26 protein-coding genes are annotated in these 26,940 nt (G+C 53.0%); 6 read left to right on the top strand and 20 right to left on the bottom strand.

The features are described 5' to 3' along the window. Positions 1–11 precede the first annotated feature (11 nt). The 4 genes from hemG to pepQ are packed head-to-tail and all read right to left on the bottom strand — an operon-like array spanning position 12 to position 4,004. On the bottom strand, positions 12–557 hold the full coding sequence (gene hemG / locus ACUU1I_RS10125) for a menaquinone-dependent protoporphyrinogen IX dehydrogenase (protein WP_000853972.1): 546 nt from the start codon (positions 555–557) through the stop codon (positions 12–14). 11 nt (positions 558–568) lie between these two features. Continuing rightward, the gene (gene trkH / locus ACUU1I_RS10120; protein WP_000545664.1) at positions 569–2,020 is read right to left on the bottom strand and encodes a Trk system potassium transporter TrkH; all 1,452 of its coding nucleotides are present in this window, start codon (positions 2,018–2,020) and stop codon (positions 569–571) included. A 38-nt stretch (positions 2,021–2,058) separates the two neighbouring features. Beyond that, positions 2,059–2,673: an IMPACT family protein gene (locus tag ACUU1I_RS10115; protein ID WP_001296979.1), complete on the bottom strand. Its 615-nt coding sequence runs from the start codon at positions 2,671–2,673 to the stop codon at positions 2,059–2,061. Next, a complete protein-coding gene (pepQ, locus tag ACUU1I_RS10110) occupies positions 2,673–4,004 on the bottom strand; it encodes a Xaa-Pro dipeptidase (protein WP_000444578.1) in 1,332 nt (443 codons plus the stop codon). Before pepQ ends, ACUU1I_RS10115 begins: the two co-directional genes overlap by 1 nt. A 189-nt stretch (positions 4,005–4,193) precedes the next feature. On the opposite strand from pepQ, the gene fadB reads away from it, so the two are divergent. Both fadB and fadA read left to right on the top strand, forming a co-directional pair. Beyond that, positions 4,194–6,383, top strand: coding sequence for a fatty acid oxidation complex subunit alpha FadB (gene fadB, locus ACUU1I_RS10105; RefSeq protein WP_000965975.1), 2,190 nt, complete (start codon positions 4,194–4,196; stop codon positions 6,381–6,383). A gap of 9 nt (positions 6,384–6,392) precedes the next feature. Continuing rightward, complete coding sequence (gene fadA, locus ACUU1I_RS10100; RefSeq protein WP_000438723.1) at positions 6,393–7,556, top strand: acetyl-CoA C-acyltransferase FadA; 1,164 nt, start codon at positions 6,393–6,395, stop codon at positions 7,554–7,556. Positions 7,557–7,648: 92 nt separating this feature from the next. Here the strand turns inward: fadA and fre are convergent, their stop codons facing one another. Both fre and ubiD read right to left on the bottom strand, forming a co-directional pair. Next, positions 7,649–8,350: an NAD(P)H-flavin reductase gene (gene fre, locus ACUU1I_RS10095; protein ID WP_000209826.1), complete on the bottom strand. Its 702-nt coding sequence runs from the start codon at positions 8,348–8,350 to the stop codon at positions 7,649–7,651. Positions 8,351–8,395: 45 nt separating this feature from the next. Beyond that, positions 8,396–9,889, bottom strand: coding sequence for a 4-hydroxy-3-polyprenylbenzoate decarboxylase (ubiD, locus tag ACUU1I_RS10090; protein ID WP_000339797.1), 1,494 nt, complete (start codon positions 9,887–9,889; stop codon positions 8,396–8,398). A 166-nt stretch (positions 9,890–10,055) separates the two neighbouring features. Between ubiD and rfaH the strand changes: the two genes are divergently transcribed. Continuing rightward, positions 10,056–10,544, top strand: a complete 489-nt coding sequence (gene rfaH, locus ACUU1I_RS10085; RefSeq protein WP_001192403.1) for a transcription/translation regulatory transformer protein RfaH — start codon at positions 10,056–10,058, stop codon at positions 10,542–10,544. On the opposite strand, the gene tatD is transcribed toward rfaH, so the two are convergent. From tatD to udp, 9 genes are all read right to left on the bottom strand, one after another. Then, positions 10,541–11,323 carry a 3'-5' ssDNA/RNA exonuclease TatD gene (tatD, locus tag ACUU1I_RS10080; RefSeq protein WP_001299486.1) on the bottom strand — a complete coding sequence of 261 codons (783 nt, stop codon included), beginning with the start codon at positions 11,321–11,323 and terminating at the stop codon, positions 10,541–10,543. The genes rfaH and tatD overlap by 4 nt on opposite strands. A gap of 41 nt (positions 11,324–11,364) precedes the next feature. Beyond that, positions 11,365–12,141: a Sec-independent protein translocase subunit TatC gene (tatC, locus tag ACUU1I_RS10075; RefSeq protein WP_000109943.1), complete on the bottom strand. Its 777-nt coding sequence runs from the start codon at positions 12,139–12,141 to the stop codon at positions 11,365–11,367. A 2-nt stretch (positions 12,142–12,143) separates the two neighbouring features. Continuing rightward, entirely contained in the window at positions 12,144–12,659 is a 516-nt protein-coding gene (gene tatB / locus ACUU1I_RS10070) for a Sec-independent protein translocase protein TatB (RefSeq protein ID WP_000459594.1), read from the bottom strand. 3 nt (positions 12,660–12,662) lie between these two features. After that, positions 12,663–12,932 carry a Sec-independent protein translocase subunit TatA gene (gene tatA, locus ACUU1I_RS10065; RefSeq protein WP_005071619.1) on the bottom strand — a complete coding sequence of 90 codons (270 nt, stop codon included), beginning with the start codon at positions 12,930–12,932 and terminating at the stop codon, positions 12,663–12,665. Between the two features lie 78 nt (positions 12,933–13,010). After that, positions 13,011–14,651 (bottom strand): ubiquinone biosynthesis regulatory protein kinase UbiB, encoded by a 1,641-nt coding sequence (gene ubiB / locus ACUU1I_RS10060; RefSeq protein ID WP_000187530.1) that lies wholly within the window; start codon positions 14,649–14,651, stop codon positions 13,011–13,013. After that, the gene (gene ubiJ / locus ACUU1I_RS10055) at positions 14,648–15,253 is read right to left on the bottom strand and encodes a ubiquinone biosynthesis protein UbiJ (RefSeq protein ID WP_005071621.1); all 606 of its coding nucleotides are present in this window, start codon (positions 15,251–15,253) and stop codon (positions 14,648–14,650) included. The genes ubiB and ubiJ overlap by 4 nt, the downstream gene beginning before the upstream one ends. Before the next feature lie 13 nt (positions 15,254–15,266). Further along, entirely contained in the window at positions 15,267–16,022 is a 756-nt protein-coding gene (gene ubiE, locus ACUU1I_RS10050; protein WP_000227958.1) for a bifunctional demethylmenaquinone methyltransferase/2-methoxy-6-polyprenyl-1,4-benzoquinol methylase UbiE, read from the bottom strand. 94 nt (positions 16,023–16,116) lie between these two features. Continuing rightward, positions 16,117–17,544, bottom strand: a complete 1,428-nt coding sequence (gene rmuC / locus ACUU1I_RS10045; protein WP_000347701.1) for a DNA recombination protein RmuC — start codon at positions 17,542–17,544, stop codon at positions 16,117–16,119. A gap of 140 nt (positions 17,545–17,684) precedes the next feature. Next, positions 17,685–18,446 carry a uridine phosphorylase gene (gene udp, locus ACUU1I_RS10040; RefSeq protein ID WP_000045183.1) on the bottom strand — a complete coding sequence of 254 codons (762 nt, stop codon included), beginning with the start codon at positions 18,444–18,446 and terminating at the stop codon, positions 17,685–17,687. A 261-nt stretch (positions 18,447–18,707) separates the two neighbouring features. Here udp and ACUU1I_RS10035 point away from each other — a divergent pair, with 261 nt between their 5' ends. Beyond that, positions 18,708–19,523 carry a dienelactone hydrolase family protein gene (locus tag ACUU1I_RS10035; protein ID WP_001296987.1) on the top strand — a complete coding sequence of 272 codons (816 nt, stop codon included), beginning with the start codon at positions 18,708–18,710 and terminating at the stop codon, positions 19,521–19,523. Between the two features lie 38 nt (positions 19,524–19,561). Here ACUU1I_RS10035 and metE read toward each other — a convergent pair whose 3' ends face one another. Further along, positions 19,562–21,823 carry a 5-methyltetrahydropteroyltriglutamate--homocysteine S-methyltransferase gene (gene metE / locus ACUU1I_RS10030; protein ID WP_000153994.1) on the bottom strand — a complete coding sequence of 754 codons (2,262 nt, stop codon included), beginning with the start codon at positions 21,821–21,823 and terminating at the stop codon, positions 19,562–19,564. A gap of 235 nt (positions 21,824–22,058) precedes the next feature. Between metE and metR the strand changes: the two genes are divergently transcribed. Then, positions 22,059–23,012 (top strand): HTH-type transcriptional regulator MetR, encoded by a 954-nt coding sequence (gene metR / locus ACUU1I_RS10025; protein ID WP_000573621.1) that lies wholly within the window; start codon positions 22,059–22,061, stop codon positions 23,010–23,012. Here metR and bioP read toward each other — a convergent pair. From bioP to pldB, 3 genes are all read right to left on the bottom strand, one after another. Further along, positions 22,900–23,799, bottom strand: a complete 900-nt coding sequence (bioP, locus tag ACUU1I_RS10020) for a biotin transporter (RefSeq protein ID WP_005071626.1) — start codon at positions 23,797–23,799, stop codon at positions 22,900–22,902. The genes metR and bioP overlap by 113 nt on opposite strands. Before the next feature lie 75 nt (positions 23,800–23,874). After that, positions 23,875–24,675, bottom strand: a complete 801-nt coding sequence (yigL, locus tag ACUU1I_RS10015; protein ID WP_000285352.1) for a sugar/pyridoxal phosphate phosphatase YigL — start codon at positions 24,673–24,675, stop codon at positions 23,875–23,877. 7 nt (positions 24,676–24,682) lie between these two features. After that, positions 24,683–25,705, bottom strand: coding sequence for a lysophospholipase L2 (gene pldB, locus ACUU1I_RS10010; RefSeq protein WP_000487654.1), 1,023 nt, complete (start codon positions 25,703–25,705; stop codon positions 24,683–24,685). A 110-nt stretch (positions 25,706–25,815) separates the two neighbouring features. Between pldB and rhtB the strand changes: the two genes are divergently transcribed. Beyond that, on the top strand, positions 25,816–26,436 hold the full coding sequence (rhtB, locus tag ACUU1I_RS10005) for a homoserine/homoserine lactone efflux protein (RefSeq protein WP_000171710.1): 621 nt from the start codon (positions 25,816–25,818) through the stop codon (positions 26,434–26,436). A gap of 61 nt (positions 26,437–26,497) precedes the next feature. On the opposite strand, the gene ACUU1I_RS10000 is transcribed toward rhtB, so the two are convergent. Then, a partial coding sequence (locus tag ACUU1I_RS10000) for a LysE family transporter (protein ID WP_449144835.1) occupies positions 26,498–26,940 on the bottom strand: 443 nt, incomplete at its 5' end.

Below are 26,940 nucleotides of genomic sequence, written 5' to 3'. Positions count from 1 at the left end.
ATTCTTTATGCTTATTTCAGCGTCGGTTTGTCGGTTAAATGGGCGATTTCTCGGGCGAAATTCGCCACCTGCTCCCAATCGGTATAGACAACTTCTTTGCGCGTATCCGTTTCACCGCCTGACATCTTCATAATCAGCTTGAGCATAAAACGGTCGTACCAGCGATAACGTGGGTAACGCAGCGCCCCGGCAATGACCGCGCAGCGATCGGGACGCCATTGCGAGTTCATCAGAAACTTCCGCGCGTAGCTGTTGGTCTGTGGAGTACGCTTCTCCGGTTTGCGCGCCACCAGGTTTACGGAATAAAAGGCGCTCGGCATCGAATTCAGTCGCGTCGCATGTTTTTTGACAAATTCCTGGAACGCAGAGTGGTAGTGACCATAGCGAATAGAAGCACCAATGACCACACGGTCATAGTTTTCCCATTGTGGTTCTTCAATGCGGTGCACATTGGCGACATCCGTCTGGATCCCCAGTTCTTTCAGTTCCGAAGCCAGGTAGGAGGCAATCTCGCGCGTTTGTCCGTCCCTTGTTGAGAAAAGAATTAATGTTTTCACGTATTACTCCATCATTCACGCCAGAAAGTCGGGGTAAAGAGCACCAGCAATGTAAAGACCTCGAGACGACCAAACAGCATGTTGGCAATCAGGATCCATTTAGCCACCGGGTTCATACTGGTAAAGTTATCAGCAACCACGCCAAGCCCTGGCCCCAGGTTATTCAATGTCGCAACAACTGAGGCAAAGGCAGAAAAATCATCCACGCCCGTGGCGATAATCGCCAGCATACTGACAATAAACACCAATGCATAGGCGGAGAAAAATCCCCAAACGGCTTCGAGGATACGTTCCGGCAGTGCGCGATTCCCCAGCTTAATGCTATAGACGGCGTTCGGATGCACCAGTCGTTTCAGCTCACGGTTCCCCTGCTTAAACAGCAGCAGGATGCGGATCACTTTCAGGCCACCGCCCGTTGACCCGGCGCAACCGCCGATAAAAGCTGAACATAAAAGCAGTACCGGCAAAAAGAGCGGCCAGCGGGCAATGCTGTCAGTCGTAAACCCGGCGGTTGTCGCCATCGATACCACCTGGAAAAACGCCTGGTTAATTGTCATCAGCGCCGAACTGTAGACATTATGAAACCACAGTACGAGTGTACAAATAACCACCAGCGTAAACTGTACGCCGATAAACATGCGAAATTCCGGATCGCGCCAATAAACCTTCAGACTACGCCCACTTAACAGTGAAAAGTGCAGACCGTAGTTACAGCCGGAGATCAGCAGGAAGATAGCAATGATAGTGTTAATAGCCGGACTGTCGAAATAACCGATACTGGCATCATGTGTCGAGAAGCCGCCAATAGCGATAGTCGCAAAGCTATGGCCGATGGCATCAAAGGCATCCATTCCGGCAAACCACAACGCCAGCGCACAGGCGACGGTCAGCAAGACATAAATCAACCACAGAGTTTTCGCCGTTTCCGCAATTCGCGGGCGCATTTTGTTATCTTTCAGCGGGCCGGGCATTTCTGCGCGATAGAGCTGCATCCCACCCACGCCGAGGATAGGCAGTATCGCAACCGCTAACACGATGATCCCCATCCCGCCAAACCATTGCAGCATCTGGCGATAAAAGAGGATGGCATGAGGGAGCGAATCCAGCCCCACCAGCGTAGTGGCCCCGGTGGTGGTCAGGCCAGAGAAAGATTCAAAAAACGCATCGGTAATCGTGAGGTTCGGGCTTTCCGAGAAGATAAAAGGGAGCGCACCGACACTACCCAGCACGGTCCAAAACAGCACCACTATCAGAAACCCCTCACGGGATTTCAGTTCGCCCTTCTCTTTGCGGTTCGGCCACCACAGCATAGAGCCAATGGCGAGGGCGACAAAAAAGGTCTGGGTAAAAGCGCGGCCCGCTCCATCCCGGTAGATGAGTGCTACCAGCCCAGGGATAATCATGGTCCCTGAAAATAAGATGACCAGTAGTCCAACGATTCGGGTAATGGCGCGAAAATGCATCTCTGCCGCTTCCTTAGTTCTGCAAAACGAAGTGGGGATTATTCTTCAATCGCTAACAATTGCAATGAACCACGGCTAAAATCCGCCAGCTTTGCGGAAAATTCAGCCACTTTCGCCGCCGGAAGCGCCACCCGCAGCAGAACGAATGCCTGATAATCACTGTTGATAATTTTGCCGTCACACTGCCCCAGCAACGCTTCAATGCCGGTTAACTGACTATATTCACATTGCAAAGTATATTCGGTTAATGGCGTCTTGCGTTGGGTCGTTAGCTGGCGCAGCGCCTGATTCACGCCGCCGCCATACGCTTTCACTAACCCACCGGTGCCAAGCAATATGCCGCCGTAGTAGCGCACTACCACAGCGGTAATTTCCCCGACGCCGCTGCCCATTAGCTGGGCGAGCATCGGTTTACCTGCCGTTCCCGCCGGCTCCCCGTCGTCAGAGAAACCCAGCTGTTGAGAATCATCCGGCGCACCCGCCACCCACGCCACGCAATGGTGGCGGGCATCGGGGTGTTCTGCCCGCACCGATTCAACAAACGCTTTCGCCGCCTCAACGCCATCGGTATGCGCCAACATCGTTATGAAGCGGCTCTTTTTGATCTCTTCAACGACCGTGACCGGTGCCGCAGGAATTAACCAGCTTTCCATCACGCCAGTTTCAGATCCCGGGTCATGTTTTCCACGTTGTTTTCGTGGATCACCACGTTGTCTTCGATACGAATGCCGCCGAACGGTTTCAGTGCTTCAATTTTCTGCCAGTTGAAGTGCTTGCTGAACTGCCCTTCACGCCACGGTGCCAGAAGCGATTCAATGAAGTAGATACCCGGTTCGATGGTTAACACCATGCCCGGCTGGAGAATACGGGTGCAGCGCAGGTACGGATATTTTGCCGGTGCCGCGAGGTGTGTACCGCTATCATCCTGCATAAAACCGGCGACGTCATGCACCTGCAGGCCCAGCGGATGGCCAATACCGTGCGGCATAAACGGTCCGGTGAGATCGTTTTCGACCATCGCTTCTTCACTCATATCGGTGATGATTTGATGTTTACGCAGCAGTTTGGCGATGCGCTGATGGAACTGGATGTGGTAATCCACATAGCTGACGCCTGCTTTCATGGTGGCGATCAGCCCCAGTTGTTCATCATTTACGTCTTTCACCAGCTGTGCGTAGTCGTTGTCGCTTTTTGCCGACCAGGTACGGGTCAGGTCAGCCGCATAGCCGTTATATTCGGCCCCGGCATCCAGCAGGAAGCTGCGCATCTCTTCCGGTGCCTGGTGGTCCAGTTTGGTGTAATGCAACACCGCAGCGTGTTCGTTAAGCGCCACAATGTTGCTGTAAGGTACGTCGGTATCACGATGACCGGTCGCGGTCAGATAGGCAATATTGATATCGAACTCGCTCATGCCAGAACGGAACGCTTCTTCTGCCGCACGATGACCATTGACCGCCATTTTCTGCGCTTCACGCATACAGGCCAGTTCGTACTCGGTTTTGAAGGAGCGGTAATAATGCAGGTAGTCGATCACCCCTTTCGGGTTGATGTTGCTGGCCTCAATACCCAGTTGCAGCGCACGTTCCGGCACCGGACCGATATAACCGATATTGCCGCGCGCAGCAGGCAGCAGGCTACCAATGCCATCGGCTTTCGGCAGCGTGATCACTTCCACATCTTCAGTCCAGAAGGAGGTCGGCAGCGGTTCGACGTTGTGCCAGTAATCAACCGGCAGATAGAACCACAGTTTCGGCTTGTTCACGCCATCCACCAGCAACCAGCAGTTTGGCACCTGAGTTACCGGCACCCACGCTTTGAATTGCGGGTTCACTTTAAACGGATAGGGATGATCGTCGAGAAAAACGTTGAACAGCTCGCCGGAGTGAATAAGTAATGCATCCAGCTTGAAGCGCGCCAGCGCATCGCGAGTCCGTTCTTGTAAGGTAGCTATATGATTTTTATAGAGCGAGGCCAGTGATTCCATTTTTTACCCTTCTGTTTTTTTGACCTTAAGTCTCCGCATCTTAGCACATCGTTCATCCAGAGCGTGATTTCTGCCGAGCGTGATCAGATCGGCATTTCTTTAATCTTTTATTTGCATATTTTTAACACAAAACACACACTCCGATGCATCTGGTACGACCAGATCACCTTGCGGATTCAGGAGACTGACATGCTTTACAAAGGCGACACCCTGTACCTTGACTGGCTGGAAGATGGCATTGCCGAACTGGTATTTGATGCCCCAGGTTCAGTTAATAAACTCGACACTGCGACCGTCGCCAGCCTCGGCGAGGCCATCGGCGTGCTGGAACAGCAATCAGATCTAAAAGGGCTGCTGCTGCGTTCGAACAAAGCAGCCTTTATCGTCGGTGCTGATATCACCGAATTTTTGTCCCTGTTCCTCGTTCCTGAAGAACAGTTAAGTCAGTGGCTGCACTTTGCCAATAGCGTGTTTAATCGCCTGGAAGATCTGCCGGTGCCGACCATTGCTGCCGTCAACGGCTATGCGCTGGGTGGTGGCTGCGAATGCGTGCTGGCGACCGATTATCGTCTGGCGACGCCGGATCTGCGCATCGGTCTGCCGGAAACCAAACTGGGCATCATGCCGGGCTTTGGCGGTTCTGTACGTATGCCACGTATGCTGGGCGCTGACAGTGCACTGGAAATCACTGCCGCCGGTAAAGATGTCGGCGCGGATCAGGCGCTGAAAATCGGTCTGGTGGATGGCGTAGTCAAAGCAGAAAAACTGATTGAAGGGGCGATGGCGATTTTACGCCAGGCCATTAACGGCGACCTCGACTGGAAAGCGAAACGTCAGCCGAAGCTGGAACCGCTAAAACTGAGCAAGATTGAAGCCACCATGAGCTTCACCATCGCTAAAGGAATGGTCGCGCAAACGGCGGGGAAACATTATCCGGCCCCCATCACCGCAGTAAAAACCATTGAAGCTGCGGCCCGTTTTGGTCGTGAAGAAGCCTTAAATCTGGAAAACAAAAGTTTTGTCCCGCTGGCGCATACCAACGAAGCTCGCGCACTGGTCGGCATTTTCCTTAACGATCAATATGTAAAAGGCAAAGCGAAGAAACTCACCAAAGACGTTGAAACCCCGAAACAGGCTGCTGTGCTGGGCGCAGGCATCATGGGTGGCGGTATCGCTTACCAGTCCGCGTGGAAAGGCGTGCCGGTTGTCATGAAAGATATCAACGACAAGTCGTTAACCCTCGGCATGACCGAAGCCGCGAAACTGCTGAACAAGCAGCTTGAGCGCGGCAAGATCGATGGTCTGAAACTGGCTGGCGTGATCTCCACGATCCACCCAACGCTCGACTACGCCGGATTTGACCGCGTGGATATTGTGGTAGAAGCGGTTGTTGAAAACCCGAAAGTGAAAAAAGCCGTACTGGCAGAAACCGAACAAAAAGTACGCCAGGATACCGTGCTGGCGTCTAACACTTCAACCATTCCTATCAGCGAACTGGCCAACGCGCTGGAACGCCCGGAAAACTTCTGCGGGATGCACTTCTTTAACCCGGTCCACCGAATGCCGTTGGTAGAAATTATTCGCGGCGAGAAAAGCTCCGACGAAACCATCGCGAAAGTTGTCGCCTGGGCGAGCAAGATGGGCAAGACGCCGATTGTGGTTAACGACTGCCCCGGCTTCTTTGTTAACCGCGTGCTGTTCCCGTATTTCGCCGGTTTCAGCCAGCTGCTGCGCGACGGCGCGGATTTCCGCAAGATCGACAAAGTGATGGAAAAACAGTTTGGCTGGCCGATGGGCCCGGCATATCTGCTGGACGTTGTGGGCATTGATACCGCGCATCACGCTCAGGCTGTCATGGCAGCAGGCTTCCCGCAGCGGATGCAGAAAGATTACCGCGATGCCATCGACGCGCTGTTTGATGCCAACCGCTTTGGTCAGAAGAACGGCCTCGGTTTCTGGCGTTATAAAGAAGACAGCAAAGGTAAGCCGAAGAAAGAAGAAGACGCCGCCGTTGAAGACCTGCTGGCAGAAGTGAGCCAACCGAAGCGCGATTTCAGCGAAGAAGAGATTATCGCCCGCATGATGATCCCGATGGTCAACGAAGTGGTGCGCTGTCTGGAAGAGGGCATTATCGCCACTCCGGCGGAAGCGGATATGGCGCTGGTCTACGGCCTGGGCTTCCCTCCGTTCCACGGCGGCGCGTTCCGCTGGCTGGACACCCTCGGTAGCGCAAAATACCTCGATATGGCACAGCAATATCAGCACCTCGGCCCGCTGTATGAAGTGCCGGAAGGTCTGCGTAATAAAGCGCGTCATAACGAACCGTACTATCCTCCGGTTGAGCCAGCCCGTCCGGTTGGCGACCTGAAAACGGCTTAAGGAATCACAATGGAACAGGTTGTCATTGTCGATGCAATTCGCACCCCGATGGGCCGTTCGAAGGGCGGTGCTTTTCGTAACGTGCGTGCGGAAGATCTCTCCGCTCATTTAATGCGTAGCCTGCTGGCGCGTAACCCGGCGCTGGAAGCGGCGGCCCTCGACGATATTTACTGGGGTTGTGTGCAACAGACGCTGGAGCAGGGTTTTAACATCGCCCGTAACGCGGCGCTGCTGGCAGAAGTGCCGCACTCTGTCCCGGCGGTTACCGTCAATCGCTTGTGTGGTTCATCCATGCAGGCACTGCATGACGCAGCACGAATGATCATGACTGGCGATGCGCAGGCATGTCTGGTTGGCGGCGTGGAGCATATGGGCCATGTGCCGATGAGTCACGGCGTCGATTTTCACCCCGGCCTGAGCCGCAATGTAGCCAAAGCGGCGGGCATGATGGGCTTAACGGCAGAAATGCTGGCGCGTATACACGGTATCAGCCGTGAAATGCAGGATGCCTTTGCCGCGCGGTCACACGCCCGCGCCTGGGCCGCCACGCAGTCGGCCGCATTTAAAAATGAAATCATCCCAACTGGTGGTCACGATGCCGACGGCGTCCTGAAGCAGTTTAATTACGACGAAGTGATTCGCCCGGAAACCACCGTGGAAGCCCTCGCCACGCTGCGTCCGGCGTTTGATCCAGTAAACGGTACGGTAACGGCGGGCACATCTTCTGCACTTTCCGATGGCGCAGCTGCCATGCTGGTGATGAGTGAAAGCCGCGCCCATGAATTAGGTCTTAAGCCGCGCGCTCGTGTGCGTTCGATGGCGGTCGTTGGTTGTGACCCATCGATTATGGGTTACGGCCCGGTTCCGGCCTCGAAGCTGGCGCTGAAAAAAGCGGGGCTTTCTGCCAGCGATATCGGCGTGTTTGAGATGAACGAAGCCTTTGCCGCGCAGATCCTGCCGTGCATTAAAGATCTCGGGCTAATGGAGCAGATTGACGAGAAGATCAACCTCAATGGTGGTGCGATCGCGCTGGGTCATCCGCTGGGTTGTTCCGGTGCGCGTATCAGCACCACGCTGCTGAATCTGATGGAACGCAAAGACGTTCAGTTTGGTCTGGCGACGATGTGTATCGGTCTGGGTCAGGGTATTGCGACGGTGTTTGAGCGGGTTTAACCACTTGCCGGATGCGACATAGATCTAAATGCCACTGAATAAAGTTTTAGTTGCCGTTCTTCCCGCCTGTCAGGGGCGGGTTTTTTTATATCTCAGATAAATGCAAACGCATCGCCAAACAGGCGATCTTCCCGCGCATTACGCTCACTGCAAAACAGGTCACGGGCAATTTTCGCCATCTCAAAACGTCCGGCAATATAGATATCATGCTCTGCCAGCGTACCATGATCCTGCAATACCGCCGTTAACACGGTACCAGTACGCCCACGCCAGCCTGCTTCCGGTTGTTCAACCACCGGCACCACTTGCAGACCAGGGTGCTTTAACGAAAGCGCCTCAAGCTCGCAGAGATCATACAGATGCTGCTCTTCACGCCCGCCCCAGTAAATGGTGATATCACGGTTTGGGTTACGCGCCAACGCTGTCAGCAAAATCGAGCGGGCATAAGAGAACCCGGTGCCGCCCGCAATCAAAATCATCGGACGCTCTTCATCATCGCGCAGCCACGCTTCTCCGTGGGGAATGTCGACCACGATTTGATGATCTTTGAGGATGCGGTCCATGACTGCTTTCGCGTAAAGGTTGATTTCAGAAGCGCCAATATGCAGCTCGATAAACCCTTTTTCATCCGGCGTCGAGGCCATTGAGAACGGACGTTTGTCGCGCTCATCCATCACTACCATCAAATACTGACCAGCACGAAAAGAAAAGGCCGCGTCTGGCACGATGCGGACACGATATACGGTATCCGTGATAGCTTCTACCGAGGTCACTTTACAGCTTAAGGTTGTCATGCGCTTTCTCTGTCGGATCGATAAATAGGGCAAAACAAACGCGCATCAGGCGCTTTTACCGTTGTTAAAAATAGCCAGTTCATCCCAGATGGCGTCAATATACGTGACAACATCTGGATCTTTTTTGATGGGACGTCCCCATTCACGCTGGGTTTCCCCCGGCCATTTATTCGTGGCATCCAGCCCCATTTTTGAACCCAGCCCAGAGACAGGCGAGGCAAAATCCAGATAATCAATAGGCGTATTTTCTACCAGAACAGTATCCCGCGCCGGGTCCATACGGGTGGTAATCGCCCAAATCACATCGTTCCAGTCGCGTGCGTTGACGTCATCATCGCAAACGATCACAAATTTAGTGTACATAAACTGGCGTAAGAACGACCAGACGCCCATCATGACGCGCTTCGCGTGTCCGGCGTACTGTTTTTTGATCGTCACTACCGCCAGACGATAAGAACAGCCTTCCGGCGGCAGGTAAAAATCGACAATTTCCGGGAACTGTTTTTGCAGAATCGGTACAAACACTTCGTTCAACGCCACGCCCAGTACCGCGGGCTCATCTGGCGGACGCCCGGTATAGGTGGAATGGTAAATCGCATCTTCACGCTGGGTAATATGCGTCACGGTAAACACCGGGAAACTATCGACTTCATTATAGTAACCTGTGTGGTCACCATACGGCCCTTCCGGCGCCATCTCACCAGGATCGATATACCCTTCCAGGACGATTTCGGCACTGGCTGGCACTTCGAGGTCATTGGAAATACACTTTACTACTTCGGTTTTGGTGCCGCGTAGCAATCCGGCAAACGCATACTCTGAAAGCGTATCCGGAACGGGGGTGACTGCACCGAGAATCGTGGCAGGATCGGCACCCAGCGCCACAGAAACCGGGAAACGTTCGCCCGGATGCGCCGCACACCACTCCTGATAATCCAGCGCGCCGCCGCGATGCGACAGCCAGCGCATAATCAGTTTGTTTTTACCAATCAGCTGCTGGCGATAAATGCCCAGATTCTGCCGCTCTTTATGCGGGCCGCGCGTTACGGTCAGCCCCCAGGTAATCAGCGGCGCGGCATCTTCCGGCCAGCAGGTCATAATGGGAATGCGATTGAGATCGACGTCATCGCCAGAGACGATTTTTTGTTGGCAGGGCGCACCACGCAGTCGCTTTGTCGGCATGTTTAACACCTGCTTAAACTGCGGCAGTTTATCAAACAGGTCGCGGAAACCTTTTGGCGGCTCCGGCTCTTTCAGAAACGCCAATAATTTACCAACTTCACGCAGCGCCGAAACATCTTCCTGCCCCATGCCCATCGCCACGCGCTTTGGCGTACCGAACAGGTTGCACAGCACCGGCATTGAGTAGCCTTTAGGGTTTTCGAACAACAGCGCAGGCCCACCAGCACGCAGAGTGCGGTCAGCAATTTCAGTGATTTCCAGATGCGGATCCACCGGGAGCGTGATACGTTTTAGCTCACCCTGCTGTTCAAGCAGCGTCAGGAAGTCGCGTAAATCGTTATATTTCATGGCGTCCATTGTAGCCTCTTAATCTGCGCCCATTATACGGCGTTCATCTTTGCAATGCTGTAAATTTGTTAAATTAGCGTGAACTCTGACGGTATAACGCAAACCGGGGAATATAATTAACTTAGCGTAAAGCTTTTGCTATCCTTGCGCCCCGATTAAACGGATAAGAGTCATTATGCAATCCTGGTATTTACTGTACTGCAAGCGCGGGCAACTTCAACGTGCCCAGGAACACCTTGAGAGACAGGCGGTTAATTGCCTCGCTCCGATGATCACCCTGGAAAAAATCGTACGGGGTAAACGTACCGCAGTCAGTGAACCGTTATTCCCTAACTACCTGTTTGTGGAATTTGATCCAGAAGTGATTCATACCACGACCATCAGCGCTACGCGTGGCGTCAGCCACTTTGTGCGCTTTGGCGCGTCGCCAGCGATAGTCCCATCGGCGGTGATTCATCAGCTATCGGTATATAAACCGAAAGACATTGTCGATCCGGCCCCCCCTTATCCGGGTGATAAGGTGATTATTACCGAAGGCGCGTTCGAAGGCTTTCAGGCCATTTTCACCGAACCCGATGGTGAGGCTCGCTCCATGCTATTGCTTAATCTTATTAATAAAGAGATTAAGCACAGTGTGAAGAACACCGAGTTCCGCAAACTCTAAAACGCAATCCCAAACAGTGTTTTGACATTGGCATCCGTGGTGGCAGCCAGCCATGCGGCATCTTCTCCACGCCAGTGCGCAATACGTTGCAAAATATGGGGCAGATGGGCTGGCTCGTTGCGCCGGGATGATGGCTTTGGCGTGAGATCGCGCGGGAGCAGATACGGCGCATCTGTTTCGATCAGCAATTTCTCCGCCGGAATCAACGGCAACAATTCCCGCAGCTCCAGCCCGCGTCGTTCATCGCAAACCCAACCGGTAATGCCGATATAAATTCCACGCGCCACGCACGCCTGCATCTCTTCGCGTGTGCCGGTAAAGCAATGAAGAACCGCACCAGGCAGTTTATCCAGCCACGGCTCCAGCAATGTCATAAACCGCTCGTGGGCATCGCGACAGTGCATAAATACCGGCATGTTTAATTCTGCGGCAATGCGTAGCTGAGCAACAAAAGCGCGTTCCTGCTCTTCCGGCGTCGAAAAGTTGCGGTTAAAGTCGAGACCACATTCACCAATCGCCACCACTTCTGGCTGCGCGGCCAGCTCAATAATCGCTTCTTCAGTCGCAGCTTGCCACTGGCTGCTGTCGTGAGGATGAACGCCCGCCGTTGACCAACAGGACGAATACTGACGCGCCAGCTTTTGCGCCTGCTGGCTTTCACGCAGGTTAGTGCCGGTGATGAGTAGCCCATTAACTCCCGCGTCAAAAGCGCGCGCTACAACATCATCACGGTCTTTCGCAAATTGCGAACTGGTCAAATTAACGCCGATATCAAACATCCTGTACTCCATATGACAACCGCCCTGACGGGCGGTTGAATTTATTCTTCAGTTTTTTCGCTTTCTGCTTCAGCGTCGTTTTCCTCTTCCCGATTTCGCCCTTTACCAACGTAAAAGCGTGAGAAGAAGACACCGATTTCAAACAGACAGTACATCGGGATCGCCAATAGCGTTTGCGAGAAGACATCCGGCGGCGTCAGCAACATCCCGACAACGAATGCACCAACCAGCACATACGGGCGTTTTTTGCGTAAGTCTTCTGGCGAGGTAATCCCCATCCAGCACAGCAGCACAATTGCCACCGGCACTTCAAAGGAGACACCAAACGCCATAAACAGCGCCATAACGAAGCTTAAATAGCTGGCGATGTCGGTGGATACCTGCACCCCTTCCGGCGCGGTATTGGCAAGGAAGCCAAATGCCAGCGGAAAGACCACAAAGTAGGCGAATGCCATGCCGATATAAAACAGCAGAGAGCTGGAAACCAGCAGCGGCACCACCAGGCGACGTTCATGCTTATACAGCGCTGGGGCGATAAATGCCCACACCTGATAGAGAATCACCGGCGCTGACAGAATCAGCGACACCATAAAGGTCAGCTTGATCGGCGTAAAGAACGGCGAGGCCACGTCGGTGGCGATCATCGTTGAACCTTGCGGCAACTGCTTGATCAATGGCGCGGATACCAGGTGATAGATGTCATTGGCGAAATAGACCAGACACAGGAATATCACGATCACCGCGATAATGCAGTTCAGCAGACGCTTACGCAGCTCAATCAGATGCGTGATAAGCGGTTGAGTATCTTCTACAGACATGTTTACGGTTTATCACTCGACGAAGGGGAAGGTGCAGCGGTTTTCGGTTCAGCGTCCGCAGCAGGTTTTACCACCGGCTCTGGCGTGGTTTCTGGCTTCTGTTCCGGCGAACTGGCCTGCGTTTGTGCAGCGGCAGGCGTTACGCCCTCATGCGCAGCTTCATTATCTTTCACCACCGGGTTATGGATGGTGTGCGCTTCATCGCTCGCCTTTTCAGGATCGTTTGCAACGTAGGAACGCTTCATCGACTCCGCGGCCTGGCGTAGTTCATCCATCGACGCTTTCAGTTCGGGCGTCAGGTTAGTGAGGCTCGCCTTTTCAACCTTTTTCAGACTGTCCTGAAACTCCTGGAGTTTTAACTCCTGGGTCAGTTCGTTCTGCACCGTTGTCGCCAGTGAACGCAACGCGCGAATCCAGCCCGCTACCGTTTTTACCGCCACAGGCAGTCGTTGCGGCCCCAGAACGACGAGGCCGATGATGAACACCAATAGCAGTTCGCTAAAACCGATATCAAACACGGATTACACCTGCTCTTTATCGTGGCGCTTCGCGTCTTCTGTTTTAGCCTGTTCCTGATTCGTATCCGCCTGCTTATCGGAGATAGTTTTCGCAGTAAAATCAGCATCCTGACTGGTTTTATCCTGCTTTGGTTCATCATCGCTCATTGCTTTTTTAAAGCCTTTGATCGACGCACCAAGATCGGAACCGATGGAGCCGAGCTTTTTGGTGCCAAAAAGCAGTACAACGATGACGGCAATAATCAATAACTGCCAAATACTGATACCACCCATACATGTTCCTCTGTGGTAGATGATGATTAAACAAAGCCGCATTATACGTTACACGGCCCGCCTTGAGCGATGAAAAAATCAGCGTGTTTTGCGCCAACCGACAAACCAGGCGATCAGACCACCTGCCATTAACCAGCCGGGCATCAGCCCCCACTCAGGTCGGCTGACCAACAAGAATGTGCCACTTAATACTAACGTAGCGCCAATTCCGAGAAAATAACGCGATTGTCCCTGACGTACATGATTTGACTGAAGCTCGCGGGCAATCTTATCAACACTGTGCTGTAAATACTTGCCCTGGCGCAAACTGTCGTAAACCAGTTCAGGCAGTTCTGGCATTTTTTCGACCCAGAACGGCGCTTTTTCTTTAAATGCTCTCACCAGGGCAGGAATACCGACCTGATCTTTAATCCACGACTCCAGGAAAGGCTTCGCTGTTTTCCATAAATCGAGCTGCGGATAAAGCTGGCGTCCTACCCCTTCGACATAGAGCAGGGTTTTCTGGAGTAACACCAGTTGCGGCTGCACTTCCATATTGAAGCGACGCGCCGTATTAAACAGATTTAACAGTACATGTCCAAACGAAATTTCGGCCAGCGGTTTCTCAAAGATAGGTTCACAGACCGTACGAATGGCAAATTCGAACTCTTCAACGTTGGTATCTGGTGGCACCCAGCCAGAATCGACGTGTAGCTCTGCCACTTTGCGATAGTCGCGATTAAAGAAGGCGATAAAGTTTTCTGCCAGATAGCGTTTATCTTCTTTGTTTAGCGAGCCAACAATCCCGCAATCAATGCCGATATATTTCGGGTTTTCCGGGTGTTCATAGCTTACGAAGATGTTGCCAGGGTGCATATCGGCATGGAAAAAGCTGTCGCGAAAGACCTGAGTGAAGAACACCTGCACGCCGCGTTCCGCCAGCAATTTCATGTTAGTGCCGTTTTTCTCCAGCGCCGCAACATCAGACACCGGAATGCCGTAAATGCGCTCCATCACCATCATCCCTTCACTACAATAGTCAGGGTAAACTTCCGGGATGTAGAGCATCGGGCTGTCTTCAAAATTGCGCCGAAGCTGAATGGCGTTGGCAGATTCCCGCAGCAAATTCAGTTCATCAATCAAGGTCTTTTCGTACTCGCGCACCACTTCGGTTGGGCGCAGACGGCGACCATCCGGCAGCAAACGCGGCACCCAGCGAGCCAGACGGTAGATAAGTTTCAGATCCGCTTTAATGACCGGCAAAATATCCGGGCGGATGACTTTAATCACCACCTCTTTACCATTCGATTTCAATCGCGCGGTATGAACCTGGGCGATAGAAGCAGAAGCCAGCGGCTTGATTTCAAAATCGTCAAACCACGCTTCTACCGGCAAGCCGCCCATTGCAGCTTCAATCTGCTGCTTCGCCAGCTTGCCATCAAACGGAGCAACTTTGTCCTGCAATAACGCCAGCTGATCGGCAATATGCGGTGGAAAAAGATCGCGGCGGGTTGATAACATTTGCCCGAACTTGATCCAAACCGGCCCCAGTTCTTGCAGGGCCAGTCGTAGTCGCTCACCTAAAAGTTTGTCTTTATGCCGATTTGGCATCCAGAATAATGAGTATCGCCATAGCCGTAGCGGCAGGGTGATACGCATTTTGGGGATCAGTTCATCAAGTCCGTAGCTTAAAAAAGTGCGAATGATGAAATATAGGCGCCGTACTTCACCAGGCGTCATTTAGCCTCCAGTTTTTCCAGCCGTTTGGTCAGGGCATCAACAGCACGCTCGACGGCAGCCGTCTCTTCCGCAAACCAGGCCACTTCAAGCGGACCGGGTGCCATACGCCACTCTTCAGTAATGGCTTCCGCCACATAACGTTGCTGGCGCTTAATGCCGTGATGCAGGAACTTTGCGCCTCCGCGCATGGCTTTTCTGATTCCTTCAGCGGCGATATCACCGGTATAAGGGGCCAGCAGTTCCGCAGGGTCGAACTCTGCCAGATCTGCCAGCGCAACGAAGTTTTGCACCACCTGAATATCGCCCTGCACTTCCAGCTCACCACTGCGAATCAGTGCGGTAAGCTGCTGGCGATCGCGAAGTTTCGGCAACACACTGGCGTAGGCGATAACGGTGCAGTCAGCATCGCCTGCCCATTCGCCCAGTACATCAACCTGGCGTTCGCTGAACACCAGAATCAATGACGTCGAAAAGCCTTTTACCTCCACGCGCAATACTTTACCCAGCAGACGCGAGCGGGCTGTTTTCAGCGCGGGTGAGCGATACAGGAAGGTGTTGAGCAGACTTTCAATTCCTGCCGTCACTAAAGGTTTAAAAGGCATTTCCGGTCTCCTGTCAGAACTTATAACCACGATGCAGCGCCACAACCCCTGCCGTCAGATTGTAGTAGTCGACACTTTCGAATCCGGCATCCTGCATCATGGCTTTCAGGGTATCCTGATCGGGATGCATACGGATGGATTCTGCCAGATAACGGTAGCTGTCGGCGTCGTTCGCGACCAGTGAGCCAATACGCGGCAGCACATGGAAGGAGTATGCATCATAGGCTTTGCTCAGCGGCTCGATAATTGGCTTCGAGAACTCAAGCACCAGCAGGCGGCCGCCGGGTTTCAGCACGCGATACATTGAACGCAGTGCTTTATCTTTGTCGGTGACGTTACGCAGACCAAACGAAATGGTGATGCAATCAAAGGTGTTATCCGGGAACGGCAGCGCCTCAGCGTTCGCCTGAACATACTCAACGTTGCCAATCACACCGATATTACGCAGCTTCTCGCGTCCCATTTTGAGCATGGATTCATTGATATCAGCAAGGACCACTTTGCCAGTTTCTCCGACCAGGCGGGAGAATTTCGCTGTCAGGTCGCCGGTGCCACCAGCCAGATCCAGCACGGTCTGCCCACGGCGTACGCCGCTGCAATCAATCGTGAATCGCTTCCACAAACGATGAATACCAAATGACATCAAATCATTCATGACATCGTATTTTGATGCCACGGAATGGAAAACGTGGGCGACCATATCCGCTTTTTGTTCCTTCGCGACGGTCTGAAAACCAAAGTGCGTCGTTTCTTGTGACTTATCCACCATCTCAATGCCTGCTCATCAAAAAATTGTTCCAGAAGTGTAACAGATTGGGCGTCGATGCCCTAGATTTCTACCCGGCTTAACTACCCCTAATGGGCTAGCACGACTGCTGATTATATTCATCATCGCGTTGATAAGCTTCATCATTCGGCTGCCCCGGAACCGACCGAAGTCGATACTCTTCATCCTGGCTCACCGCCTGTTCAGCCAAATCCGGATTAATCTCGCGTTTAATTTCTACTCCTAAACCGCGAAACGCTTCTGCCTGCGCCAGCACATTTCCGCGACCTGAAGAGAGTTTTTTCATTGCCTGGCGGTAGTTATCCTGCGCTTTGTCGAGACTTTGACCAATCGCGGACATGTCATCGATGAACAAACGCATCTTGTCGTACAGCTTGCTGGCACGATCGGCGATTTGCTGGGCGTTACGGCTTTGATGCTCATAACGCCACAGGTTGGCAATAGTACGCAACGCCACCAGCAGCGTAGTCGGGCTAACCAGCATGATATTGTTTTTCAACGCTTCGGTGATCAGCTCCGGCTGGCGGTCAAGCGCCAGTAAAAAAGCGGGTTCAACGGGAATAAACATCAGCACGTAATCCAGAGTTCGCAGCCCCGGCAGCTGTTGATAATCTTTGCGTCCCAGCAAACGGATATGGTTACGCACCGACGCGATATGTTCCTGTAGCGCGCTTTCGCGGGTGTAGTCGTCTTCGGCGTTAAAATAGCGTTCATAGGCGACCAGCGTCATTTTGGCGTCGATCACCACATCTTTTCCCTGCGGCAGCCGCACGATGACATCCGGCTGCATCCGCGAGCGGGCGTCATTTTCGATGCTGACCTGGGTTTCATATTCATACCCTTCACGCAGACCGGAAGCCTCCAGCACCCGCGTCAATACTACCTCGCCCCAGTTGCCCTGGGTTTTATTGTCGCCTTTCAGCGCGCGCGTCAGGTTGATCGCTTCCTGGGCCATTTGCGCGTTGAGTTGCTGGAGATTGCGAATTTCGTGGGTCAGGGTATGGCGTTCTTGTGCTTCTTTACCGAAGCTGTCCTGAACCTGACGGCAGAAACCGTCCAGTTGTTCACGTAGCGGCGACAACAGGCTGTTCAGACTCTGACGGTTTTGCTCATCAACCCGGCGATTGCTGTGCTCAAAAATACGGTTGGCGAGGTTTTCAAACTGCTCACTGAGGCGCTGCTCGCTGTTAATCATCTGGCGAATTTTATCGTCAGCATGTTGCTGTGCGGCTTCCATCCGCGTGGTTACTTCACGCAGATCGGCCTCCAGAGAGGTGTTAATACTTTGCAGGCTGCGCACTTCGTTATTGAGCAATTCACACTCTGCACGCCAGTGCTCGCTTTGGGTAATTTGTTGTTTTGCCGCGCTTAACTCCGCGACCATCTCTTCACGTTCAGCTAATTGCTCGGCTTTTTGCTGCGCATGTTGATAACTGGCAAACAGCCAGCCAATTGCCACACCCACCAACGCAATAACTGCGTAAACCATGATTGAGAAATCCACAACGCCTCCTGACGCAACAACTTACCCGCACAAAATAGAATTGTGCTGTACAAACGTCCAGTTGGAAAGGCATTTCCTGCGAGGCGCTACGCAAAAATACAAAAGGCCGAACGCGTCGGCCTTCAGACAGGAGAAGAGAATTACAGCAGACGACGCGCCGCTTCCACCACGATTTTCACCGCATGGCTTTCAGTTTGTTTCATCGTCTCAGCATTCGGGATCTCTTGCTGGGTGCGGTTAACGATAACACCCGCTACCATACCGGCACGCAGGCCCTGACTTGCACACATGGTCAGCAGAGTTGCAGATTCCATTTCATAGTTCATTACGCCCATCGCCTGCCACTCTTCCATAGAACCTTTAAAGTGACGAACTACGCGACCAGAGTAAGTATCGTAACGTTCCTGACCTGGGTAGAAGGTATCAGAAGAAACTGTCACGCCAACGTGAGTTGTCGCGCCAATAGATTTCGCAGCTTCAACCAGCGCAGTCGTACATTCGAAATCAGCGACAGCCGGGAATTCCAGCGGTGCGAAGTGCAGGCTCGCGCCATCCAGACGGACAGACGCCGTGGTAACCAGGACATCACCCACATTAATATGCGGCTGAATAGCGCCCGTTGTACCGATACGCAGGAAGGTGCGAATGCCCAGCTGTGCCAGCTCTTCAACAGCAATAGAGGTAGACGGGCCGCCGATACCGGTAGAGCAGACGATAACAGGTTTACCATCCAGCTCTGCACGCCAGGTAGTGAATTCGCGGTGAGATGCCAGCTTAACCGGCTTATCCATCAGCGCGGCGATCTTTTCCACACGATCCGGGTCGCCAGGGACGATGGCAAGCGTAGCCCCTTGTAAATCGTTTTTAGTGAGGCCGAGATGAAAAACATCAGACTTGGACATATACAACTCCTCTGTGAATCGGTTTAGTCAGAAGAAGCAAAAAGACACTTTACCGAAGGGTTTAACATTTTTTCGTGATACTCATCACCATGACGCAAATGCGTTGCATAAATTTACCCACCAAAAGTGATTCATATCACATAAATCACTCTTCATTCTGCAGGACTGCATAAAAGATGAGCCGATTCAGGCAATGTGATTTGTTGCATGCTGACTATAGTTAACATTGCGCAACATTTTTATAAGGGTACGGAGAATACCATGGCAACAACACAACAATCTGGATTTGCACCTGCTGCATCGCCTCTCGCTTCGACCATCGTTCAGACCCCGGACGACGCGATTGTGGCGGGCTTCACCTCTATCCCTTCACAAGGGGATAACATGCCTGCTTACCATGCCAGACCAAAGCAAAGCGATGGCCCACTGCCAGTGGTCATTGTAGTGCAGGAAATTTTTGGCGTGCATGAACATATCCGCGACATTTGTCGCCGTCTGGCGCTGGAGGGGTATCTGGCTATCGCACCTGAACTTTACTTCCGCGAAGGCGATCCGAATGATTTTGCCGATATCCCCACGTTGCTTAGCGGTCTGGTAGCAAAAGTGCCTGACTCGCAGGTGCTGGCCGATCTCGATCATGTCGCCAGTTGGGCTTCCCGCAACGGCGGCGATGTTCATCGTTTAATGATCACCGGATTCTGCTGGGGTGGACGTATCACCTGGCTGTATGCCGCGCATAATCCACAGCTAAAAGCCGCAGTGGCGTGGTACGGCAAACTGACGGGCGACAAGTCGCTGAATTCACCGAAACAACCTGTTGATATCGCAACCGATCTTAACGCACCGGTTCTCGGCTTATATGGTGGTCAGGATAACAGCATTCCGCAGGAGAGCGTTGAAACGATGCGCCAGGCGCTGCGGGCTGCTAATGCGAAAGCAGAGATTATCGTGTACCCGGATGCCGGGCATGCATTCAACGCTGATTATCGCCCGAGCTATCATGCCGAATCTGCGAAAGATGGCTGGCAGCGTATGCTGGAATGGTTTAAGCAGTATGGTGGGAAGAAGTCGCTGTAATGAGAAAAGACCGGGTGGTATTACCACCCGGTTTGGATTTACCCCCGACGCAAATTCTGCGCCGCCTGCACCATGTTCGCCAGTGCCGCGCGGGTTTCTGGCCAGCCGCGCGTTTTCAGGCCACAGTCCGGGTTGACCCACAGGCGCTCTGCCGGAATGCGTTTTGCCGCTTTCTTCAGCAAGGCTTCAATCCATTCCACGCTCGGTACGTTTGGCGAGTGAATGTCATAGACGCCAGGACCGATTTCATTTGGATAATCAAACTCTTCAAACGACTCCAGCAACTCCATGTCGGAACGCGAGGTTTCGATGGTGATGACGTCTGCGTCCAGCGCCGCAATCGAATCCATGATGTCGTTGAACTCGCAATAACACATGTGAGTGTGGATTTGTGTGTCATCTTTCGCCACGGCGGCGTTGATACGGAAGGCCTCTACGCCCCACTGGAGATACGCATCCCAGTCGCTACGACGCAGCGGTAAACCTTCGCGCAGCGCCGGTTCGTCAATCTGGATGATGCCAATTCCAGCGGCTTCCAGATCGGCCACTTCATCACGCAGCGCCAGCGCAATCTGTTTGGCGATGGTTTCACGGCTGACATCTTCACGCGGGAACGACCAGCAGAGTATGGTCACCGGCCCCGTCAGCATCCCTTTCACCGGTTTGTCGGTCAGCGATTGCGCATACTTCGCCCACTCCACGGTAATCGGTGCCGGGCGGCTAATGTCACCAATGACAATCGGTGGCTTCACGCAGCGGGAACCGTAGCTCTGTACCCAACCGTTTTGCGTAAAGACAAATCCGTCGAGGTGCTCGCCAAAGTATTCCACCATGTCATTACGCTCGGCCTCGCCATGTACCAGCACATCCAGTCCCAAACGTTCCTGCTCAACAATGGCCTGCTTGATATGTTCCGCAATGCCCGTGCGGTAGTTGTTGGCGTCGAGATTGCCCTTTTTGAAATCCAGACGCAGGGTACGAATTTCCGTGGTTTGCGGGAAGGAACCAATCGTGGTGGTCGGCCACGCTGGCAGTTTAAAACGCGCACGCTGGGCTTCAGCACGCACTTCATAGACATTCGCACGCTGGCTGTCCTGGGCGGTGATCGCCGCCAGACGCTTTTCTACCGCCGGATTATGTACACGAGTAGAGTGACGACGCGCCTGAATTGGGGCGCTCCACTCTGCCAGAGCTGCCGTGTCACCACTGTTCAGCGCATCGCGCAGCAGTGCCAGTTCATGGCATTTTTGTAGGGCGAAGGCAAACCAGCTTTTCACTTCTGCATCAAGACGCGTTTCCACGCTCAGGTCGATGGGGCTGTGCAGCAACGAGCAGGAAGATGCCACCCACAAATCACGTTTGCCGACAATGTCCTTAATTTGCGCATATTTCTCAGTAAGATCGGCGCGCCAGACGTTACGACCATTGATTAGACCCGCAGACAGCAGCCAGTCAGAAGGCAGGCGCTTGTGCAGTTCAACAACGTCATCTTTACCATGTACAAGGTCCACATGCAGCCCCTGAACAGGCAGCGCAGTAATCGTGTCGAGATTTGGCGTTACGCCTTCAAAATAGGTGGTCAGCAGCAGTTTCACCTGTCCCTGGAGCGCGTCGTAAGCGGGTTTGTATGCGTCCAGCCACGCCTGTGGTAGTTCCAGTACCAGCGCGGGTTCATCAATCTGTACCCACTCGATGCCGCGTTTCGCCAGTTCTGCCAGCACTTGCTGATAAACCGGCAGAATGTCGTTCAGCAGGCTAAGGCGGTCAAACTGTTCACCTTTCACTTTCCCCAGCCACAGGTAAGTAACCGGCCCCAGCAGCACAGGCTTAACGTTGTGGCTCAGCGCCAGCGCCTCGTCCACTTCCTCCAGCAGCTGCGTCCAGGTCAGTTTGAACTGTTGGCCTTTAACGAACTCCGGCACCATGTAGTGATAGTTGGTGTTAAACCATTTGGTCATTTCCGCTGCCGCCGCAGGTTCGCCAGTCGGCGCACGTCCACGACCAATACGGAACAGGGTGTCGATATCTACCGAACCGTCTTTGTTCTGATGACGTGGCGGAACATTACCCAGCAGCAAACTGGTGGTCAGTACATGATCGTACCAGGCAAAATCGCCCACCGGCAGCAGGTCGATACCCGCTTGCTTTTGTTGATCCCAGTGACGAGCACGCAGTTCACGCCCTACTGTCAGCAGTTCTTCACGCGTGGAGTTCCCCGCCCAATAACTTTCTTGCACTTTTTTCAGCTCGCGACGCAGGCCAACGCGAGGGAAACCGAGGGTGTGATTCAATATTGTCATTTTTCTTCCTCTAATTATATGTAAATCCTATGGATTTTGAATTTAGGGAAGGCGGCAAGTTTATTCATCGCCGGGAGCTTACTGAAGTAAGTGACCGGGGTGGAGAAACGTAGCCAACGCACCATAAATTTAAAAGACGAAGGATTTTAGCCGTCCAGATGTTTACACATCCATAATTGGCGGTTACTGTATATTCCTCAAGCGCAAATTATTCATGCCGAAGTGAAGGACTTTCATGATCGAAGTAAAACACCTGAAAACGCTACAAGCGTTGCGGAACTGCGGCTCGCTCGCAGCCGCTGCGGCAACGTTGCATCAGACGCAATCCGCCCTGTCTCACCAGTTTAGCGATCTGGAACAACGCCTTGGCTTCCGGCTATTTGTGCGTAAGAGCCAGCCGCTACGCTTTACACCGCAGGGAGAAATCCTGTTGCAACTGGCAAACCAGGTGCTGCCGCAAATCAGCCAGGCACTGCAAGCCTGCAATGAACCGCAGCAGACGCGTCTGCGCATTGCCATTGAGTGCCATAGCTGTATTCAGTGGCTGACACCCGCTTTAGAAAATTTCCATAAGAACTGGCCGCAGGTAGAGATGGATTTTAAATCGGGCGTGACGTTTGACCCGCAGCCCGCGTTGCAACAGGGCGAGCTGGATCTGGTGATGACCTCCGATATCCTGCCGCGCAGTGGCCTGCATTATTCGCCGATGTTCGATTATGAAGTACGCCTGGTGTTAGCACCTGACCATCCACTGGCGGCAAAAACGCGTATTACACCGGAAGATCTCGCCAGCGAGACGCTATTAATTTATCCGGTGCAGCGTAGTCGACTGGATGTCTGGCGGCATTTTCTTCAGCCGGCAGGCGTCAGCCCGTCACTGAAAAGCGTCGATAACACCTTATTATTGATTCAAATGGTTGCCGCGCGGATGGGTATTGCCGCGCTACCGCATTGGGTAGTAGAGAGTTTTGAGCGCCAGGGTCTGGTGGTGACCAAAACCCTGGGCGAAGGCTTGTGGAGCCGACTGTACGCCGCCGTGCGCGATGGCGAGCAGCGTCAGCCAGTTACGGAAGCGTTTATTCGCTCAGCGCGCAATCACGCCTGCGATCATCTGCCGTTTGTGAAGAGCGCGGAGCGACCCACTTACGATGCACCCACAGTGAGGCCAGGATCACCAGCGCGCCTGTAATAAACGTTGGCCAGTGCGGCTGTTGGTGCCAGATAGCCAGGTTTACCAGCAGCCCTGCCGGAACGTGCATATTATTCATAATGCCCAGCGTTCCGGCGTCCACCTGCGTCGCGCCGTAGTTCCACATAAAGTAGCCAATCCCGGAAGCCACCACGCCAAGAAACACCAGAATGCCCCATTGCAACGTGGTTTGCGGCATTTTCTGCGCATTTCCCAGCAAGAACCATGCAATTACCGCCACCAGGAACGCGCCAAGATAGAACCACGCAAAGGCGTTATGCTGCGGCATCGGGCGAGTTTCCATCAGGCGTTTGTAACCCACCATGCCGATGGCAAAAGTGATATTGGAGAGTTGCACCAGCAACAAGCCAGTCCAGAAATGGTCGGTGACCTGATCATAGCGAATAATCCCGGCACCAATCACCGCCAGCAAGGCGCTAAAAGCATAGCCCCAGCGCAGACGGCGCTTACTCATGATGTCATAAATCAGCGTGATGTAGAGCGGCGTCAGTACGGTGAACAGCAACAATTCGGAGACCGTCAGGTAGAGATAAGCGCGGAAACTCAGCATATACATCACGCCGAGCTGCATCGCGCCCACCAGCATATACAGGCCGACCGTTTTCAGGCTATTGCTACGGGTACGCAGAAACGGCAGAAAAACGAGTGCCGCCAAGCCAACGCGCACCAGCACCGCAAAATAGCTATCGACGTGCCCCGCAAGGTACTCGCCATAAAAGCTAAAGGAGAAGGCCCACAGAATCGTGGTGATGATAAGTAGCGCCACAATGGAAAACTCTTTGATTAACGAGTATCCATTGTAGCGAAGTATCAGGTTGACAACTGACCAAATAAAGAACGATTACGATAAATAGAGTTTACGCAGATAATGCGGCACCGCGTCGTCGGCATTAGTACCAATAACTTCCAGCTCCGGATGCAGATCTTTCAGACGCTGGTGCGCACTGCCCATAATGCAGCCTTTCCCCGCCATCGACAGCATTTCGGCGTCGTTCATCCCGTCACCAAACGCAATACAATCCTTCAGGCTGTAGCCCAGTTTCTTCGCCACTGCTTCCAGCGCATGGCCTTTCGACACGCCGCCCGCCATCACTTCCAGACAGGTTAAGGTAGAGAAACTGACGTTGACGCGATCGCCCCAGCGAGCGTTAATCGCCTGCTCCAGCGGCAGCAGTTGTTCATGGGAATCGCAGGTGAAAAACACTTTGCTGACGCCTTCCGGCTCCAGTAATCCCGGCTCATACAGCGCATATTTGAACACCGCTTCTTTAAAAAAGCGCATCTCTTCCGGGCGATGGCGATTCATAAACCATTCGTCGTCGCGATAAACGTTAGTAATGATGTCCGGATTGTCGTTGACTACGCCAAACAGATCGCTGGCAATGTCGCGATCCAGGTTATGAGCAAAAATCAGATTGCCATCCAGATCGTGAACGCGCGCACCATTGGAGGTAATCATGTAAGACTTAATCTCCAGATTATCGCGAATTTGCCCCACATCAACGTGGTGACGACCGGTCGCAAACACAAAGTTGATGCCGCGCGCGGTGAGCAGCTTCAGAGTTTCTTTGGCGTAAGGGGATAACGTATGGTCGGGAGAAAGTAACGTGCCATCTAAATCAGACGCAACAACCTGGTACATAAGAAATTTAAACCTCTGTAGAGCGGTTTCCGCTGGGTGAGTTATGCCTGTTGAAAAAATCAACGATGGCGTGGAGCGCGACTGAGCGCATTGCGTCCTTTTCAAAAAGGATCTCATGGTAAGCACCTTTTATTACCAACGGCCGTCCTCCTTCGACAGGATGGCCCGCGGCGGTGCGGAGTTCACAAAAACGGTCGTGCATGCGGTTATCCACCACGCGTTCCTCTTCAGCTTGTAAGAGAAGCGTTGGCGTGGCGTCATCACCCGCACCGGCTAACACCTGTTCGCCAGCCAGAATACTTTCGCGTACCCAATGGTAGGTCGGCCCACCGACGCGAATCGTTGGGTCATCAGCATAGAAGCGTAAGTTACGTCGATATCGCTGTCTGCTGTGGGTCAGTACGTTGATAGCAAACGGCAACGCGCGCCAGCGCCCGGTGCCTATTGCATAGCCATCACGGAAACGTGGATGCGCTTCGGCCCAGTTGAGGATCTGCCGTGCCATAAATGACGGCATACGAATCACGATCCCAAACATTGGCGCAGTTAGCGCAATGGCGTCACATACACCTGGATGGCGTTGCAGAAATAATGTGGAGATCGCACCGCCCATCGAATGTGCCAGTATATAGCGTTTACGCCACGGACCGGGCTGAACCTCCTGCTGCCAGAATGCCGCCAGATCATCAACATAATCATTAAAGCGATTAACATGCCCGAGATGCGGATCGGCTAACAGGCGACCGGAACGTCCCTGCCCGCGATGGTCGATGATTAAGACATCAAACCCCAAATGGAACAGGTCGTAGGCCAGTTCCGCATATTTTACGTAGCTCTCAATACGCCCCGGGCAGATGACTACCACCCGGTCATGGTGCTGTGCGCGAAAACGGACAAAGCGCACCGGAATGTCATCCACACCAGTAAACTCTGCTTCATCACGCTGACGCCAGAAATCAGTCAGCGGTCCCATGGTAAAAGCAGCAAACGCGTTTTCTCTTGTTTCCCAGTCTTTTTGCTGCTGAAACATCGGGTAATCTGCCTCTTAAACCACGTAAAATCGTTTTTTTAAGCGTGCCTGACACAACGCTGCGACAGTAGCGTATTGTGGCACAAAAATAGACACACCGGGAGTTCATCATGACCTTAGAATGGTGGTTTGCCTACCTGCTGACATCGATCATTTTAAGCCTGTCGCCAGGCTCTGGTGCAATCAACACTATGACCACCTCGCTCAACCACGGTTATCGCGGCGCGGTGGCGTCTATTGCTGGGCTTCAGACCGGACTGGCGATTCATATTGTGCTGGTTGGCGTGGGGTTGGGGACGCTATTTTCCCGCTCAGTGATTGCGTTTGAAGTGTTAAAGTGGGCAGGCGCGGCTTACTTGATTTGGCTGGGAATCCAGCAGTGGCGCGCCGCTGGCGCAATTGATCTTAAATCGCTGGCCTCTACTCAATCGCGTCGACATTTGTTCCAGCGCGCAGTTTTTGTGAATCTCACCAATCCCAAAAGTATTGTGTTTCTGGCGGCGCTATTTCCGCAATTCATCATGCCGCAACAGCCGCAACTGATGCAGTATATCGTGCTCGGCGTCACCACTATTGTGGTCGATATTATTGTGATGATCGGTTACGCCACCCTTGCTCAAAGGATTGCTCTATGGATTAAAGGACCAAAGCAGATGAAGGCGCTGAATAAGATTTTCGGCTCGTTGTTTATGCTGGTGGGAGCGCTGTTAGCATCGGCGAGGCATGCGTGAAAAATAATGTCGGATGCGGCGTAAACGCCTTATCCGACTTACTCTGAAGACGCGTCTGGCATCACCGCGAAATAATCAAATGAATGCCAAATCCGGCAAATAACGCCCCGGCAAAACCATCAATCCACTTCGCCAGACGTTGATAACCACGGCGCATTTGCGGCAGGGCAAACAGACTGGCAACGACGGTAAACCACGCCAGTGTTTCGACAATAATCAACGCGAAAATGCCCCAGCGCTCGGTAGTGCCAACGTTATCGCCGACAAACAATGAGAATACCGAACCAAAATAGATAATCGCTTTCGGATTGGCGAGATTGGTCAGTAAGCCTTTCAGGAAACTGCGCCCGCTTTTCGCCAGCTCAACCTGTGGTGCAGGCGCAGATACAGCCTCTTTTTTCAGTGCACCGCGTAGCATCTGGTAACCCATCCAGCAGAGATACAGGCCACCGCCCACCATAATCAGCGTATGCAGCCAGGCCATTTTTTCGATAATCAAATGCA

This window comes from Shigella sp. SIG3, from assembly GCF_053555855.1.
This window is presented reverse-complemented; position numbering and strand designations above follow the sequence as displayed.